Below are 14327 nucleotides of genomic sequence, written 5' to 3'. Positions count from 1 at the left end.
GGCGGCCGGCAACAGCCGCCTGTTATTCATTCGGTTTGAACGGGCCAGTTGCCGAGCATCACTGATCGGGCAATGCAAAATCAGTAATTGGAGAGGGATTGCCTGCCATGTCTGTGGTCTTGAGGCAGACTTTCTTCGGGCCGTCCTCCACCGAAACCTGAAAGTCCAGTAGCGGTGGCCTGACTAACGTGTAACCGTCACTGTCCTGGCAGTCGACCGCTCCTGGTTCACCACTTTTGTATTGGTAGTGACTGACGTCCAGATCCGGCGTTATCCCGATCGGTTTTACGGTGAACTCATCCTTTGTACTTTCAAGTACACGATAGGTAGGCGGCGTCTTGACGGGTTCTGCCAGAGCCCAGCGGTAATAGATCCTTGCATTGCGGCCGTCCCACCTCTGCGCAGGGCCTGCATTGTGTGGCTGCCCCACCACGCACATGAAATACAGGCCCGGCCCTTCACGTAATTCCTGACTTGAACTGTCTGATCCGTCTCCACGGCTTGGCTGAACCGGACCATAACCGACGTCGAGCGCACAGTCAGCCAGTGTACGTACGAGTTTCACGCGATAGAACGGTTGATCGCTGGTAAACGACTGCGTCCATTGCACCGGAATGAGCTCGCCATTTGCGTCACGGATCAACCTTGTGTAGACGTCACCAAATGCATGCTCGAAATTGGTCGCGCGACCCAGCTGGCACGCAGAGTTTTTCGGTTCGAAACGGGTAGCTGCAAAGCACTGCTCCAATTGCACTGCGCTTGTCGCGTAGTTGGTCTCAGGTATTTTTATCGAGTCACCGTTTCTGACTTCGCAGGGGGCGTTGCGAGTGCAACGTGAAAGCCCGCTGCCTTGCGTCGTGGTACCGACGATCGCCACGATTTCATTGCTGTAGCGATTCAAGACCGGTGAACCCGAGATGCCGGGGCGTACATCCCGACAACGATTGCTGAGCTGCCCGAGCCATGCCCAACCCGCTTCGAAAACATCCGCACTATGTTCCTGGAGGCAGGCGGCGCGTTGCACATGGCCATCCATGGGCGCGCCCACCACCAGCACATCGCTGTCGACGGCAAGGGGCCGAGTTGCAAGCTTGAGCGGTGTGATGCCATCGCTCATCAATTGGCCCAGGGAGCGGTCGAGTTTGAGAATCGCAATGTCGATGCCGCGCATGGTGCTCCACGCGATTTCTGTAATCGGGTAGGGCTTCTGCCGGTGCTGAGTGTCCTGGAAATAATTGAAAGTCACGACGCCGGAAGCCGGGGCGTTTTCGATGTACCGGTCAGCGTCACCTTTGGCGCAATGTCCCGAAGTCAGGACATAGGCCGGGCCGCTGCGGTCATCGTTTGCGCTTCGGGTGTCAATCAGGCTGCCCGAGCAGTCAGCCCCGTCTTCAACCTGGACACGAGCGATGGCTTGCCAGTGATCGTAACGCCCGGCTGCATTGTTCAGAGGTTGCGCTGGAGAGAGGTTTGCTGCGCCTTCTCCCCAATCCTGAGTGGCCGTTCGGTCAGGCGTAACGCAACCGCTCGTACTGATGAGAAGCGTCAAGGCGATGGACTTTTGCAGGCTGGAACACTTCATGGCTTCAGCACCCGAGAAGATTTCTCTGATGCTGGAGCCTCAGACGGTTGGCGTCTACTGTCAGATCTGACAGTCAACTGCGCCGCTGGTCGTTCTTTGATTCACACCTTCAGCGCTTTCCCGCCAATCGCCACCGCCACCAGCAGCGTCGCCATCAATCCGAAGGCGAAACTCAGGCTGCTGGCATGGGCGACAAACCCGATCACCGCCGGCCCCGCGAGAATCCCCGCATAACCCAGCGTGGTGATCGCCGGCACCGCGATACTTTCCGGCATCACCGTCTGCTTGCCCACTGCGGTGTACAGCACCGGCACGATGTTCGAGCAGCCGGCCCCGACCAGCGCATAGCCGACCAGCGCGGCTTCCCAGCCCGGCGCGAACGTTGCCAGAAACAGTCCCGCCGCTGCCAGCAGGCCGCCAAACAGAATGATCCGGGTCGCGCCCAAGGCGCGGACGATCCGGTCACCGGTCAATCGACCTGCGGTCATCGTCAGTGCGAATGCTGCGTAGCCCAGGCCTGCATAGGCGGTGTCGATCCCGCGTTCCTGCGCCAGGAACACCGCACTCCAGTCCAGCGCCGCGCCTTCGGTGAGGAACACGATAAAGCACATCCCGCCGATGAACAGCACGACGCCGTGAGGCACGGCAAACGCCGGCCCCGAGCTTTCACTGCCGTAAGGCAGCATGTGCGGCACAGCTTTGAACAGCGCCGCGATCAGCACCACGACCACCACCAGCATTGCCGCCAATGGCGACAAGCCGAGACCGAGCAGAGCGCTCACGCCCGCTGCGCCGACGATCCCGCCGAGGCTGAACAGACCGTGAAACCCCGACATCATGTTCTTGCCGCTGGCCCGCTCGACGATCACCGCTTGCAGATTCACTGTCGAATCCACCGTGCCCAGTCCGGCGCCGAACATGAACAGTGTGGCGATCAACGCGGGTATCGACGACACCGTCGCCAACAACGGCAATGCCGCACAAATCAGCAGCGTCCCGCCGGTGGCCACGCGCCGGCAGCCAAATCGCGTGGCCAGAATCCCCGCCAGCGGCATCGCCAGAATCGAGCCGACGCCCAGGCACAGCAGCAACAACCCCAGCGTGCCTTCATCGAGCCCGGCCCGTGCCTTGGCGTAGGGCACCAGTGGCGCCCACGCAGCGATGCCGAGCCCGGCGATGAAGAAGGCGATACGCGTGGACATCTGTTCGAGGCGTCCGGGAACGAACGTGTCTTGAGGGGTGAGGCTGGTCATAACGATCCTTGGCAAAAAAAACGTTTCCGCAGCGGGCATCCTTGCACAGCCCTTTCGCTGGAGCGAGCCTGCTCGCCTCTGCATGGCGTTGCGATTTACAGTGACGCTTCTGTCGACAGGAAAAACAAGGGCGGGTTCATGACGCAGTTCTACGATGCACGGGGCAATATCTACGGGGTCGTTTCGCCGCGAGTGCTACGCGATGCGGGAATCGATTTGCCGACCAGCGCCGCGCAGTGCGCGTTGTCGCGCCAGACGTGGAGTACCGCAGCCATCGCGCAGTGTTGCGATTGGCCCGACGGTCAACGTCCCGTCGGCAGCAAGTCCCATCGCAGCGATGGTTTGCTGATCGGCCCGTTTCAGGCCTCGCCACCCTTTGACCTGCTGATCGTCAACACCGACGGCACGCTGGCCGAGCGCAGCGGCAACGGCCTGACGATTTTTTCCCGGGCACTCTTTGAACAAGGGCTGATGCCGCAGGAGGGCGCGACGCTGCGGGTGCATCACGACAAACAGGATGCACAATCGCCAGTGTCGACCTCGGTGAAACCGGCGCAGCTGGCAAGCGTGCAGGGCTTCTGGCTGGACCTCGGCCAGCCCGGTTTCGGCCCGGCGGCCGTCGATGCGCTCGGCGTTGAACCGGTGCCGTTCAACGGTGTGGAGCTCAGCCGTGTTCGGCCGTTGGCACAACTCGATCCCGCCTGGGCCCACAGCCAGTTCGTGCGTATCGGCAATCCGCATTGCGTGACTCTGGTGCAGGATGAAGCCGCATTGCCGAGCAACGCACAGATGCTTGAATCGCCGCTGACGGACTGTCTGACCGCCATCGCCTACGCCATGCCCACCGGCGCCGGTCAGCCGTGCCGTGCCGGGGTCAACCTGCAATGGGCGACGCGCGCCGGCGATCAACGCATTGTGGCGCGGGTGTTCGAACGGGGCGAGGGGCCGACGGCGTCTTCCGGCACCAGCGCCAGTGCGGTGGCCAGCGCTGCGTGGCGAGTGGGTTGGGTGTCGGCGGGAGAAGTTCAGGTGGTGATGCCGGGCGGTACGGCGCCGATTTTACTGGAGGAGTGCGATGGCGAGTTGGCGTGCGTGCGTCTGTTCGGTACCGCGCAGCGGACAAAGAGGTGAAGTCCCTTTCATGATCGTCCCCCCGGGAACGATGGATCCCTTGGGGCTTACTGTGAGCCGGATCACAGCGCTTGTCGCCTGTCAGATCTGACAGGTCGGCTCTATCGTTTTGCGATAAAGCCGCCCCGATCCATAACCATGGAATCGTTCATTGGGCCTTGAACAATTTCACGGCGACAACAATGTCATCGACCACCGTCACATACAGCAGGGCTTTCGGCTGCGTCTCGGGGCTTTGAAAGCACTCGACGATCACAGCCTGCGCTGCGCAGGCTTGCAGCGCCAAACGGTCCGCCTGGCGTAACTGGCGTTTCACGGCGGCACTCAGTGGAATCGGTGAATGGCCCGCGCGAACGTCTGCGCAAAATCTTGAAGTGACGTCTCTCGGGGTGGGGGGCGGTGGTGATTCAAGGCCCGCGTCTGCAAACAGATGATTGAGTTGCTCTGCCGCACTGACGGCCCGCGGGAAACCGGCGAAGGCCGAAGCCTGCAGCAGTATTTCAGTCAGTTCACCCGGTGCGAGGCCCGATGCCAGGCCGGTTTTGAGGTGCACGCTCAGCGGAGGCCCGACCATGCCCGAGGCGATAATGGCGGCAAATGACACCGCTTCGCGCAATCGCGGATCAAGGCCGGGGCGCGAGTGCAGATGTCCGTACACCACGCCAACGGCAAGTTCGCGCAGTGCGGGAACGGTATGGAACAAGGTATCGAGCCTGGCCTCGCCATCGGGTACGAGTTCGACAAACGTATGGCGGCCTTCCTGGTAAAGCGTGGCCATCGGATCGGAAGTGGTCTTTTGATTCATGTCGCGTCCTCACGGATCAATGAGGATGGCAGCGGAGCAACAGCGCGCGAACTACGGCATGACAGGCTTCCATCGGAAGAAGTCGGCGCCGTTGCGACGCCGACTTCTACACCTTAGACGAACTCCACCACCGGCATCTGCCGCTTCATCAACACCTTGCCGTTGCGGATTGAATATAGCGGCAGGCCCTGGCTGCGGATCACTTCGTAATCGCTGTCCGCCGACAGGATTAGCAGGTTCGCCGGGCGGCCCTGTTCCAGGCCGTAGCGTTCACCGAGGTGCATGGCCTTGGCGCTGTTGTCGGTGACCAGATCCAGCGCGCTCTGCAGGTTGCGGTAACCGAGCATGTGGCAGATGTGCAGGCCGGCTTCGAGCACCCGCAGGATGTTGCCGTTGCCCAGCGGATACCACGGATCGACGATCGAGTCCTGGCCGAAGCAGACGTTCATGCCGGCTTCGAGCAACTCGTTCACGCGAGTCACGCCACGGCGTTTCGGGAAGTTGTCGAAGCGGCCTTGCAGGTGAATGCTTTCGGTCGGGCAGGAGACAAAACTGATCCCCGAATGCCCGAGCAGGCGGAACAGTTTGGCGCAGTAGGCGTTGTCGTAAGAGCCCATCGCGGTGGTGTGGCTGGCGGTCACGAGGGCGCCCATGTCGCGGCTGCGGGCCTCTTCGGCCAGCACCTCGAGGAAGCGCGAATGCGGGTCGTCGGTTTCGTCGCAGTGCACGTCCACCAGGCAACCGGTGCGTTCGGCCAGGTCCATCAGGAACTTCACCGAGCTGACGCCCTGATCGCGGGTGTATTCGAAGTGCGGGATCCCGCCGACTACATCGGCGCCCATGCGGATCGCTTCTTCCATCAGTTCGCGACCGTTGCGGAACGACTCGATGCCTTCCTGGGGGAACGCGACGATTTGCAGGTCGATCAGGTGACGGCTTTCTTCGCGCACTTCGAGCATGGCCTTGAGCGCGGTGAGTTGCGGATCGGTGACATCGACGTGAGTGCGCACGTGCTGGATGCCGTGGGCGGCGAGGGTCTGAATGGTTTTCCTGGCCCGGGTCTTGGTGTCTTCCTGGGTGATGGTGACCTTGCGCTCGCCCCAGCACTCGATGCCTTCGAACAGCGTACCGCTCATGTTCCAGCGCGGCTCGCCGGCGGTCAGGGTGGCGTCGAGGTGAATGTGCGGCTCGACGAAGGGCGGCACCACCAGATTGCCGCCGGCGTCGAGGTCGTCGGGCCCCAGGGTCGGCGCTTCGGTCTGGCGTGCGATGCTGCGGATCAGGCCGTCTTCGAGGTGCAATTCGTGCAGACCTTCCTGGTTGCGCAGTCGGGCGTTGATGATGTGCATCGGGCGAATCCTTTTATAGATCTTGTAGAGGGGCGGCCGCGTTGCGGGCGCCGAGCAGGCCGGTCACTGCGATATACGTTAACGCGGCAACGGCGATGCCCACCAGCGGCGCGACCCATGGCGAGCCGAACGCCGCGACGGTTCCGGCCGCGTAAGCCGCGAGCCCCGGCCAGTTGAACGCCGGTAACCGTGCGTCGGCCAGACGCGGATAGCGCCCGCGCCAGCGGAAGAAAAAGTCCGCCATGATCACCCCGCCAATCGGTGGGATCACCGTGCCGAGCAGGATCAGATAAGGCACCAGCATGTCGTACATGCCCAACAGTGCGAGCACCGTGCCGATCACGGCACCGGCCAGGGTCACGGTCTTGCGGCGCCCGGTGCGCAGCAGGTTGCAACCGGCGACGGCGAAGTTGTAGATGGTGTTGTCCTGGGTGCTCCAGATGTTCAGCAACAGCATCGCCATCGCTGCCATGGCGAAGCCCTGCAACAGCAATACTTCGACCACGTCGGGCTGTTGATAAACGATCGCGCCATAGGCGCCGATCAGTACCATCAGGCCGTTGCCGATGAAGAAACCGATCAGGCTGGCCAGCACCGCGACCCGCGCCGAACGGGAAAAACGCGTCCAGTTGGTGGCTTGGGTCGCGCCGCTGACGAAGGTGCCGAACACCAGTGTGATGGCGGTCGACCAGTCCAGCGAACCCGTCGGTACGACGCTGAGCAAACCATCGAGGCCGCCGACTTTCACGGTGGCGACCCACATCGACAGCATCAGCAGCAACATCATCGCCGGTACCGCGATGTACGACAGAATCTCCAGCCCGCGATAACCGACATACGCCGTGGCGCAGAACACCAGGCCGAACAGCACCATCAGCCCCAGCACCGTGGCTTCGTTCAAGTCGAAATACTTGCCGAGCACCACCGCCGCCGTCGCGGTGCCCCAGGCGTACCAGCCGATCTGGGTGAACCCGAGGATCAGGTCGCTGAGCTTGCTGCCGACTTCGCCAAAACAGAAGCGCCCCATCAGCACCGAATTCAGCCCGCTCTTGAAAGCGATGTAACCGAGACCGGCGGCGTACACGCCGAGCAGCAGGTTGCCGATGACGATGACGGCGAGCATCTCACCGAAGTTGAACGCCACACCGAGCTTGCCGCCGGCGAACATGGTCGCGGTGAAAAAGGTAAACCCCAGCAGCACCATCGCCGTGGAGGCCAGGCCTTTGCGCGCGTGCATCGGGACTTCGCTGAGGGGGTAATCGTTGCCGGGATCGTTTTGCGTCATGGGGGCGTTCCTTGCTGGAAAGGGGGAGGACGCGAAGAGGTTGCAGTGGTCGTGCCAGTCACGGATTGACGGGGTTATGTATAGACGAGGTGGCGGATTTGGCGCGAAAGCGGTGCGCCTGCATCCACCAAAGCACAATGTGGGAGCCAGCCTGCTGGCGAAGCCGGTGTGTCAAACAGCGCAAGCGTTGAATGTGCCGGCCCTATCGCCAGCAGGCTGGCTCCCACGAGTTATGTTTCGGCTCACAGGAACCGCAGCAGCGCAGCGACAATGGCTTCAGGCGCATCTTCCTGCACCAGGTGCCCGGCATTCGGGACCGGATGAAACTGCGATCCCGGAATCATCTTGTGCAACTCGCGTCCGCGTTCGATGGGAATCCACTGATCGTCTTCACCCCAGAGAATCTGCACCGGGCAGCGGATCGTCGGGTACAGCGGCTGCGCTTCCAGCGTGTAGCGCTGGTCCATCTGCGCGATCTGCCGGTAGAACGCCGCTTGCCCCGGATCGCCGAGCCACGGCTGCACATAGGGCGCCAGTTCATCATCCGGAATGTTGCGATGAATCGCCCCACGAATGTAGGCCGGCACGATGGCACGCTGGATGTAGTCCGGCAGACCACTGAACGCCGCCTCATGCTGGCGCACGTGCTGCACGAACGGCGAACCCCATGGCGTCAGCGCCACCGGATCGATCAGGGTCAGGCTGCGGTAGTCCTTGCCATTGAGCAGATGCGCGCGCAGGGCGGTGGCGCCGCCGAAGTCGTGGGCAACCACGTCCGGGCGTTGCAGGCCCCAGTGATCCAACAGTTGCGCGAGCAATTCGTTTTGCACGCCGAGGGAGACATCGGCGTCCGGTTGCTCGGATCGTCCGTAGCCCAGCAGGTCGAAGTAATGCACCCGATGCGTGGCGAAAAAGTGCGGCGCGATGCGGTGCCACACGTAGGAAGAGAAGGGCGTGCCGTGCACGAACACCAGCGGCGGGCCGTCGCCGCGCACCCCGTGGCGAATCTGTCGCCCGTTGAATTCAAAGACCTGATCCAGCAGCCAGTCCGTCATGGGGCCTGTCCTCTTGGCGGGTTCGAGCCAAAAAGCATAGGCGTAAAAAAACCACCGGTCTCGGTGGTTTTTTTGTCGCGGGATTCACTCGCCGCGATAGATGCAACCGCTGGTGCAGGTCTCGTGGATGCGGATCGCACTGAGTTCCGGCAGCAGGGGTTTCAATTCATTCCAGATGAATTTGGCCAGCACTTCGCTGGTCGGGTTTTCGAGGCCCGGAATGTCGTTCAGGTAGTTGTGGTCCAGACGCTCGTACAGTGGCTTGAAAATCGCCTTGATCTCGGAAAAATCACGGATCCAGCCCGTGTGCGGGTCGAGGTCGCCGCTCAGGTGAATCGCCACTTTGAACGAGTGACCGTGCAGGCGTCCGCACTTGTGGCCGTCCGGTACGTGGGGCAGGCGGTGGGCGGATTCGAACGTAAATTCCTTGAAGATTTCCACAGTGATTTCAGCTCTGTTCAGATGGCGTTCGCCGCAGCGAATTCGGGCAGGCGGCGAGTTTACCAGCTTGTCCAGGGCTGTGCTGACTAAAGGGTCAGCAAGCGCTCGGCGAGGCGACCATTGGCAGTCAGTTCGAGAAACTCGTCGCCCAATCGGCGGCTCTCGTCCATTGCCGCCCGCCAGTATTTCTGCCGGCTCGGTGCATCGCCCATGAAGCGCTTGAAGTCGTTGCGGTCGGGGAGTTTGCCGTAGGGCAGGCGCGCCAGGTATTCCTTCGACGGTGCGAGCAACAGCACGTCCTGCAAGCGCTCGGTCGAGGCTTTGCGCCACGGCAGGGTCTTGTCGAACCAGCCCGGGATCACCCGGTCGGTGAAGTGCGGATAGAGCACGATGCCGTCGCCGCTGTAGGGCAGGTCGAGGTGATAGTCCAGCAGGCCGCCGTCGCGGAATGTGCCGGCGCCGGCGCCCGGCAGGTCGCGCACGCCTTCCATGACCATCGGGATCGAGCCGGAAGCCAGCAGCGCCTGACGCAGATTGCCGGCATTGAGGGCGACGAAGCGCGACGGGAAATCGTTCAGCGCATGCACCGGCGGCGCCAGGCGCGGGTCGTGGATGATCAGCCTTTCGAAGTGCCGCGACAGCCGTGCGCGACCCCGCAGGTTGTCGGCGATCACCGAACCCAGTGCCAATCCGAGCCGGGCACGATGGTCGTCGGCCAGCCCGCCGTGGCTTTTGACCACCATGATGTTCAAGCGGTAATGGGCGTTGTCGAGCAGTACCGCATCGCGCCCCTCGAGCAGGTCATCGAGCATGCGCTGCGAACTGCGGCTGACGTCGCTGATGGTCACGCCTTTGTTGAAGTTCTGCTCGGTGTACAGATGACCGAGGCGGCGAATGCCTTCAGCGGCGTCCGGCAGACAGGCGCTGGCGAAGCGCCAGGAGCCCACCGACGCACCGATCAGCGAACGTTCACGGGGAGCCGCCGGTAGCCACTCGCCGAACAACGCCAGATCCAGCCCCTGAATCCCCAGCGCCTTCGGCCCGCCGGCCGCACCGGGCAGCGTGCCGACGTCGGCAGCATTCAGACCCTGGGCGCGAATGCGTGCCATCGCCCGTGGGCCGGCCTTGAGGGTCAGGGAAGGGAACTTGATGTGGATGGCTGTCATACCGGTCTCGATCGTTAGCAAGCGAAAGATTATAAGCACATGTTGCCGGCCCTGCTGAAGCTGGCCCAGTGATGGCCATTCAGTTTCAGTTAAGTTCGCACCGTTATGGTGCTGTCCGTAGCGGCACTGAAAACACGGAGACCCCATGAAAACCCTGACTGCTCTGAGCCTCGCCTCGTTCATCGGTCTGGGCGCAAGCCTGGCTCACGCTCGGGATCTTGGCCCGGATGAAGCCCAACGTTTGCACGACGCTGGTACTATCGTGCCCTTCGAGCAGCTCAATGCCACGGCGCTGGCCCGGCATCCCGGCTCCACCATTACCGACGCCGAACTGAAAGAGAAGTACGGCAAGTACCTTTACCAGGTCGATCTGCGGGACCCGCAGGGGGTGGAGTGGGATGTGGAACTGGACGCGGTCAGCGGGCAAGTGCTCAAGGATCATCAGGATACGTAATGAAGGTGAATGCTCGCGCCACCGGTCGAACCGCGTTGGCGCTTTTGATTTTCTGCTCAGTGGCCGGGGCTCGTGATCTCGATCAGGACGAAGCCCTGCGCCTGCGCCAGCAGGGGGTGATTCTGCCGCTGGAGCAAGTGCTGCATAACGCGCTGGATCGCTACCCCGGCGCGAAACTGCTGGAAGTCGAGCTGGAAGAAAAGCACGACGTCTACATTTACGAAGTCGAGTTGCTGACCGTCGACGGGGTGGCCCGCGAACTCCATCTCGAAGCCGCCACCGGCCGTTTACTGAAAGACAAGGAAGATTGATCGATGCGTTTGCTTCTGGTGGAAGACCACGTCCCTCTGGCCGATGAACTGATCGCCGGCCTGCAACGCCAGGGTTATGCCGTGGACTGGCTGGCGGACGGGCGCGACGCGGTCTATCAGGGTCGTAGCGAGCCGTACGACCTGATCGTTCTCGACCTCGGTCTGCCGGGCGTGCCCGGCCTTGAAGTGCTGGCGCAATGGCGCGCCAGCGGGCTGGCAACGCCGGTGCTGATCCTTACGGCCCGGGATTCCTGGGCCGAGCGCATCGAAGGCCTGAAGGCCGGCGCCGATGATTACCTGACCAAACCCTTTCACCCGGAAGAACTGCACTTGCGCATCCAGTCGCTGCTGCGCCGCTCCAAGGGGCAGGCCAACCAGCCGACGCTCAAGGCGGCAGGGCTGCACCTGGACGAGGGCCGACAGTGTGTCGTGCGTGACGGCGCCGATATTCAACTGACCGCCGCCGAGTTCCGCCTGCTGCGCTATTTCATGCTGCACCCGGAGCAGATCCTTTCCAAAAGCCACCTCGCCGAACACCTCTACGACGGCGAGACCGAACGCGATTCCAATGTGCTTGAAGTCCACGTCAACCACCTGCGGCGCAAGCTTGGCAAAAGCGTGATCGAAACCCGGCGCGGCCAGGGTTATCTGTTCGGCGGGCAGGCTTCGTGAGATCGATCCAGCGCCGCTTGAGTCTTGGCCTGATCAGCGTGATGGTGGTTGTCGGCGTGGTACTGGCGCAAACCAGCCTGTGGTTGTTCGAAGTGGGTTTGCAGCGCTACCTCGAAGCCGGCCTGCGCAATGACAGTGAGAGCCTGCTGGTGGCGCTGGTGCGTGGCCCGCAAGGCCTGCAACTGGATGAGCGACACCTGTCGCCGGCCTACCAACGGCCATTTTCCGGCCATTATTTCCGTATCGACTTTGCCGACAGTCACTGGCGTTCGCGTTCGCTGTGGGATCAGGACCTGCCGCTGCTGCCGCAGCCGGGCCTGCACAGCAACCTGCAACTGGGGCCGGACGGGCAGCAACTGCTGGTGCTGCGCTCGGATTACCGACGGCTCGGCCAGTCGATCTCCATCAGCGTGGCCCAGGATTACACCCCGGTGCGCGAGAGCTTCCAGCGCATGCGCCAGATCGGTCTGGGTCTTGGTTTGGCCGGGTTGCTGCTGATCCTGATCCTGCAACGACTGACCGTGCATCGCGCCTTGCGTCCACTGGAAAAGGCTCGCGAACAGATCGCCCAATTGCAGCAGGGCCAGCGCTCGCAGCTTGATGAGCAGGTGCCGGCGGAGCTGGAGCCGCTGGTGGCGCAGATCAATCATCTGCTGGCCCACACCGAAGACAGCCTCAAGCGCTCGCGCAATGCCTTGGGCAATCTCGGGCATGCGCTGAAAACCCCGCTGGCGGTGCTGCTGAGTCTGGCGTCGAACGAAAAGCTCGATGCCCATCCCGAGTTGCGCAAGATCCTCAAGGAACAACTGGAGCAGGTTCAGCAACGGCTGAATCGCGAGCTCAACCGTGCGCGGCTTTCCGGCGATGCGCTGCCGGGGGCGCTGTTCGATTGCGATACGGAACTGCCGGGGTTGTTGGCGACGTTGAACATGATCCACGGCGAACATCTGGCGCTGAGCTACGTTGCGCCATCGGGACTGCAATTGCCGTGGGATCGTGAAGACCTGCTGGAACTGCTCGGCAACCTGCTGGACAACGCCTGCAAATGGGCGGATGCCGAGGTGCGACTGAGCGTGGTCGAAACCGCCGAAGGCTTCGCATTGAGCGTGGAAGACGACGGGCCGGGGATTCCCGAGGCGCAACGCGATCAGGTGTTCAGTCGGGGCACGCGGCTGGATGAACAGACCGACGGGCATGGCTTGGGGCTGGGGATTGTGCGGGATATTGTCGAGACGTGGGGCGGGGTGCTGGTGTTGGGCGAAAGCGAGTGGGGCGGGTTGAAGGTGGAGATTCAGTTGCCTCGGCGATGAGCCCGCCCCCACAAGGCTGTGGTGAGCGGGCTTGAGCGTCAGACCCGGAACTGGTCCATCAAACTCTGCTGCTGATTCGCCAGACTATTGAGCGACTGACTCACCCGCGCCGATTCGTTCGCCTGTCCCGACAACGACTCCGTCACATCACGAATCGTCGCCACGTTGTTGTTGATCTCTTCGGCCACTGCGCTTTGCTCTTCGGCAGCGCTGGCAATCTGCAGGTTCATGTCGCTGATCACCGTTACCGCATCGCCGATCTGGCGCAGTGCGGTCACGGCCTGGCCGACCTGTTCGACGCTGCCCTGAGCCTGACGATGGCTGTTGCCCATCGAGCCGACCACGTCCTGGGTGCCGCTTTGCAGCTGCTCGATCACCTGGCGGGTTTCTTCCACCGATTCCTGGGTGCGGCGGGCGAGGTTGCGGACCTCGTCGGCGACCACCGCAAAGCCACGACCGGCCTCACCGGCGCGGGCGGCTTCGATGGCGGCGTTCAGAGCCAGCAGGTTGGTCTGCTCGGCGATGGCGCGGATGGTTTCCAGCACGGTGCCGATCTTCTCGCTGTTGGCGGCCAGGCCTTCGACTTGCACCATCGCTGCACTCATGTCGGCGGCGAGGTGGTCGATGCTGGTGGTGGTGCGGTCGATCACGGTCAATCCTTGGCGGGTGGCGCGGTCGGCATCCTTGGCCGCTTCGGCGGCTTGTGCGGCGCTGCGGGCCACGTCCTGGGCGGTGGCGCTCATTTCGTGGGACGCGGTGGCCACCTGATCGACCTGACGGTATTGCTGTTCCATGCCGGCGCTGGTCTGGGTGGCGATGGCCGAGGACTGGTCGGCGGTGTTGCGCGCATCCTGCACCGAGCGTTTCACCTCGGCGATGATCGGTTGCAACTTGTCGAGGAAACGGTTGAACCAGCCGGCCAGTTGGCCGAGCTCGTCCTTCTTGTCGTAGGCCAGACGACGGGTCAGGTCGCCTTCACCGCTGGCGATGTCTTCCAGCATGTGGGCCACACCGAGGATCGGTCTGGTCACGCTGCGCGCCATCAGCCACACCAGCAGCAGGCCGACCAGCGCGGCGAGCACGCCCAGGCTCAGTTCGATCAGGGTGCCCGAGGTGTTGCTGGCATCCAGTTGTTGCTTGAGTGCTTCGGCGCGACTCACCAGCACTTTCTCCGGCACATCGAGCAGCACGCCCCACGACGGGCCGCCGGGAATCGGCTGGAACGGCGACAGCACTTTCAGTTGCGCGTTGCTGTGCAGGCTGCTGACGGTGTGGCTCGAAGCGAGCAGACGCAGCAGCTCGGCGCCGCTGGCGGTGTCCACCGCGTCGAGGCGCTGACTGAGTTTGCCAGCGTCCGGGCTGTAACCGGCGAGCAGGCCGGCGGGGCTGACGATGCTCACGGCGGTCTGGCCGTCGTAGAGCTTTTTGCTGGCGCTCTGGCTGATCGCTTGCAGGCTGTTGAGGTTGATGTCCACCGACAGCGAGGCGATGACTTTGCCGTTGACCATCAGCG

At 62.7% G+C, this 14327-nt stretch carries 14 protein-coding genes and 1 pseudogene; 5 read left to right on the top strand and 10 right to left on the bottom strand.

Annotation, left to right across the window (positions count from 1 at the left end; translation table 11 throughout):
- Positions 1 to 58: 58 nt before the first annotated feature.
- On the bottom strand, positions 59 to 1582 hold the full coding sequence (locus NE357_RS18640; protein WP_169431098.1) for a trypsin-like serine peptidase: 1524 nt from the start codon (positions 1580 to 1582) through the stop codon (positions 59 to 61).
- Between the two features lie 101 nt (positions 1583 to 1683).
- Positions 1684 to 2835, bottom strand: a complete 1152-nt coding sequence (locus tag NE357_RS18635) for an MFS transporter (protein ID WP_169431097.1) — start codon at positions 2833 to 2835, stop codon at positions 1684 to 1686.
- A 138-nt stretch (positions 2836 to 2973) separates the two neighbouring features.
- Between NE357_RS18635 and NE357_RS18630 the strand changes: the two genes are divergently transcribed.
- Complete coding sequence (locus NE357_RS18630) at positions 2974 to 3966, top strand: diaminopimelate epimerase (protein WP_169431096.1); 993 nt, start codon at positions 2974 to 2976, stop codon at positions 3964 to 3966.
- Between the two features lie 148 nt (positions 3967 to 4114).
- Here the strand turns inward: NE357_RS18630 and NE357_RS18625 are convergent, their stop codons facing one another.
- The 6 genes from NE357_RS18625 to NE357_RS18600 all read right to left on the bottom strand — a co-directional run bounded on the left by NE357_RS18625 (position 4115) and on the right by NE357_RS18600 (position 10067).
- The gene (locus NE357_RS18625; RefSeq protein WP_169431095.1) at positions 4115 to 4771 is read right to left on the bottom strand and encodes a carboxymuconolactone decarboxylase family protein; all 657 of its coding nucleotides are present in this window, start codon (positions 4769 to 4771) and stop codon (positions 4115 to 4117) included.
- A 113-nt stretch (positions 4772 to 4884) separates the two neighbouring features.
- Positions 4885 to 6120 (bottom strand): cytosine deaminase, encoded by a 1236-nt coding sequence (codA, locus tag NE357_RS18620; RefSeq protein ID WP_085612760.1) that lies wholly within the window; start codon positions 6118 to 6120, stop codon positions 4885 to 4887.
- 13 nt (positions 6121 to 6133) lie between these two features.
- Positions 6134 to 7405: a cytosine permease gene (codB, locus tag NE357_RS18615; RefSeq protein WP_169431094.1), complete on the bottom strand. Its 1272-nt coding sequence runs from the start codon at positions 7403 to 7405 to the stop codon at positions 6134 to 6136.
- Positions 7406 to 7647: 242 nt separating this feature from the next.
- Positions 7648 to 8460, bottom strand: coding sequence for an alpha/beta fold hydrolase (locus tag NE357_RS18610; RefSeq protein ID WP_169431093.1), 813 nt, complete (start codon positions 8458 to 8460; stop codon positions 7648 to 7650).
- Between the two features lie 84 nt (positions 8461 to 8544).
- A complete protein-coding gene (gene queD / locus NE357_RS18605) occupies positions 8545 to 8901 on the bottom strand; it encodes a 6-carboxytetrahydropterin synthase QueD (protein WP_007955941.1) in 357 nt (118 codons plus the stop codon).
- A gap of 86 nt (positions 8902 to 8987) precedes the next feature.
- Positions 8988 to 10067 carry a patatin-like phospholipase family protein gene (locus NE357_RS18600; protein WP_169431092.1) on the bottom strand — a complete coding sequence of 360 codons (1080 nt, stop codon included), beginning with the start codon at positions 10065 to 10067 and terminating at the stop codon, positions 8988 to 8990.
- 145 nt (positions 10068 to 10212) lie between these two features.
- Here NE357_RS18600 and NE357_RS18595 point away from each other — a divergent pair, with 145 nt between their 5' ends.
- From NE357_RS18595 to NE357_RS18580, 4 genes are read left to right on the top strand one after another with little or no spacing between them, the layout of a single operon-like run.
- Entirely contained in the window at positions 10213 to 10521 is a 309-nt protein-coding gene (locus tag NE357_RS18595) for a PepSY domain-containing protein (RefSeq protein ID WP_169431091.1), read from the top strand.
- Positions 10521 to 10832, top strand: coding sequence for a PepSY domain-containing protein (locus NE357_RS18590; RefSeq protein WP_169431090.1), 312 nt, complete (start codon positions 10521 to 10523; stop codon positions 10830 to 10832). Before NE357_RS18595 ends, NE357_RS18590 begins: the two co-directional genes overlap by 1 nt.
- A 3-nt stretch (positions 10833 to 10835) precedes the next feature.
- Entirely contained in the window at positions 10836 to 11504 is a 669-nt protein-coding gene (locus tag NE357_RS18585) for a response regulator transcription factor (RefSeq protein WP_169431089.1), read from the top strand.
- The gene (locus tag NE357_RS18580; RefSeq protein ID WP_169431088.1) at positions 11501 to 12814 is read left to right on the top strand and encodes an ATP-binding protein; all 1314 of its coding nucleotides are present in this window, start codon (positions 11501 to 11503) and stop codon (positions 12812 to 12814) included. Before NE357_RS18585 ends, NE357_RS18580 begins: the two co-directional genes overlap by 4 nt.
- 38 nt (positions 12815 to 12852) lie before the next feature.
- On the opposite strand, the gene NE357_RS18575 is transcribed toward NE357_RS18580, so the two are convergent.
- Entirely contained in the window at positions 12853 to 13557 is a 705-nt protein-coding gene (locus tag NE357_RS18575) for a methyl-accepting chemotaxis protein (RefSeq protein ID WP_432760331.1), read from the bottom strand.
- A 201-nt stretch (positions 13558 to 13758) separates the two neighbouring features.
- Positions 13759 to 13815 (bottom strand): annotated as a pseudogene (locus NE357_RS18570) (hypothetical protein); the annotation flags it as partial.
- Positions 13816 to 14327: the final 512 nt, after the last annotated feature.

Source organism: Pseudomonas sp. G7(2022) (assembly GCF_052660475.1).
The sequence above is the reverse complement of the archived record's forward strand: the minus strand, read 5'-3'. Positions and strand labels throughout refer to the sequence as shown.

What these genes read in the sequence shown, in the direction of transcription:
- NE357_RS18585 (WP_169431089.1), top strand. Translation starts at nt 10,836, where the DNA reads ATGCGTTTGCTTCTGGTGGAAGACCACGTCCCTCTGGCCGATGAACTG.
- NE357_RS18590 (WP_169431090.1), top strand. Translation starts at nt 10,521, where the DNA reads ATGAAGGTGAATGCTCGCGCCACCGGTCGAACCGCGTTGGCGCTTTTG.
- codA (WP_085612760.1), bottom strand. Translation starts at nt 6,120, where the DNA reads ATGCACATCATCAACGCCCGACTGCGCAACCAGGAAGGTCTGCACGAA.
- NE357_RS18575 (WP_432760331.1), bottom strand. Translation starts at nt 13,557, where the DNA reads ATGAGCGCCACCGCCCAGGACGTGGCCCGCAGCGCCGCACAAGCCGCC.
- NE357_RS18625 (WP_169431095.1), bottom strand. Translation starts at nt 4,771, where the DNA reads ATGAATCAAAAGACCACTTCCGATCCGATGGCCACGCTTTACCAGGAA.
- NE357_RS18610 (WP_169431093.1), bottom strand. Translation starts at nt 8,460, where the DNA reads ATGACGGACTGGCTGCTGGATCAGGTCTTTGAATTCAACGGGCGACAG.
- NE357_RS18595 (WP_169431091.1), top strand. Translation starts at nt 10,213, where the DNA reads ATGAAAACCCTGACTGCTCTGAGCCTCGCCTCGTTCATCGGTCTGGGC.
- NE357_RS18640 (WP_169431098.1), bottom strand. Translation starts at nt 1,582, where the DNA reads ATGAAGTGTTCCAGCCTGCAAAAGTCCATCGCCTTGACGCTTCTCATC.
- NE357_RS18630 (WP_169431096.1), top strand. Translation starts at nt 2,974, where the DNA reads ATGACGCAGTTCTACGATGCACGGGGCAATATCTACGGGGTCGTTTCG.
- codB (WP_169431094.1), bottom strand. Translation starts at nt 7,405, where the DNA reads ATGACGCAAAACGATCCCGGCAACGATTACCCCCTCAGCGAAGTCCCG.
- NE357_RS18600 (WP_169431092.1), bottom strand. Translation starts at nt 10,067, where the DNA reads ATGACAGCCATCCACATCAAGTTCCCTTCCCTGACCCTCAAGGCCGGC.
- NE357_RS18635 (WP_169431097.1), bottom strand. Translation starts at nt 2,835, where the DNA reads ATGACCAGCCTCACCCCTCAAGACACGTTCGTTCCCGGACGCCTCGAA.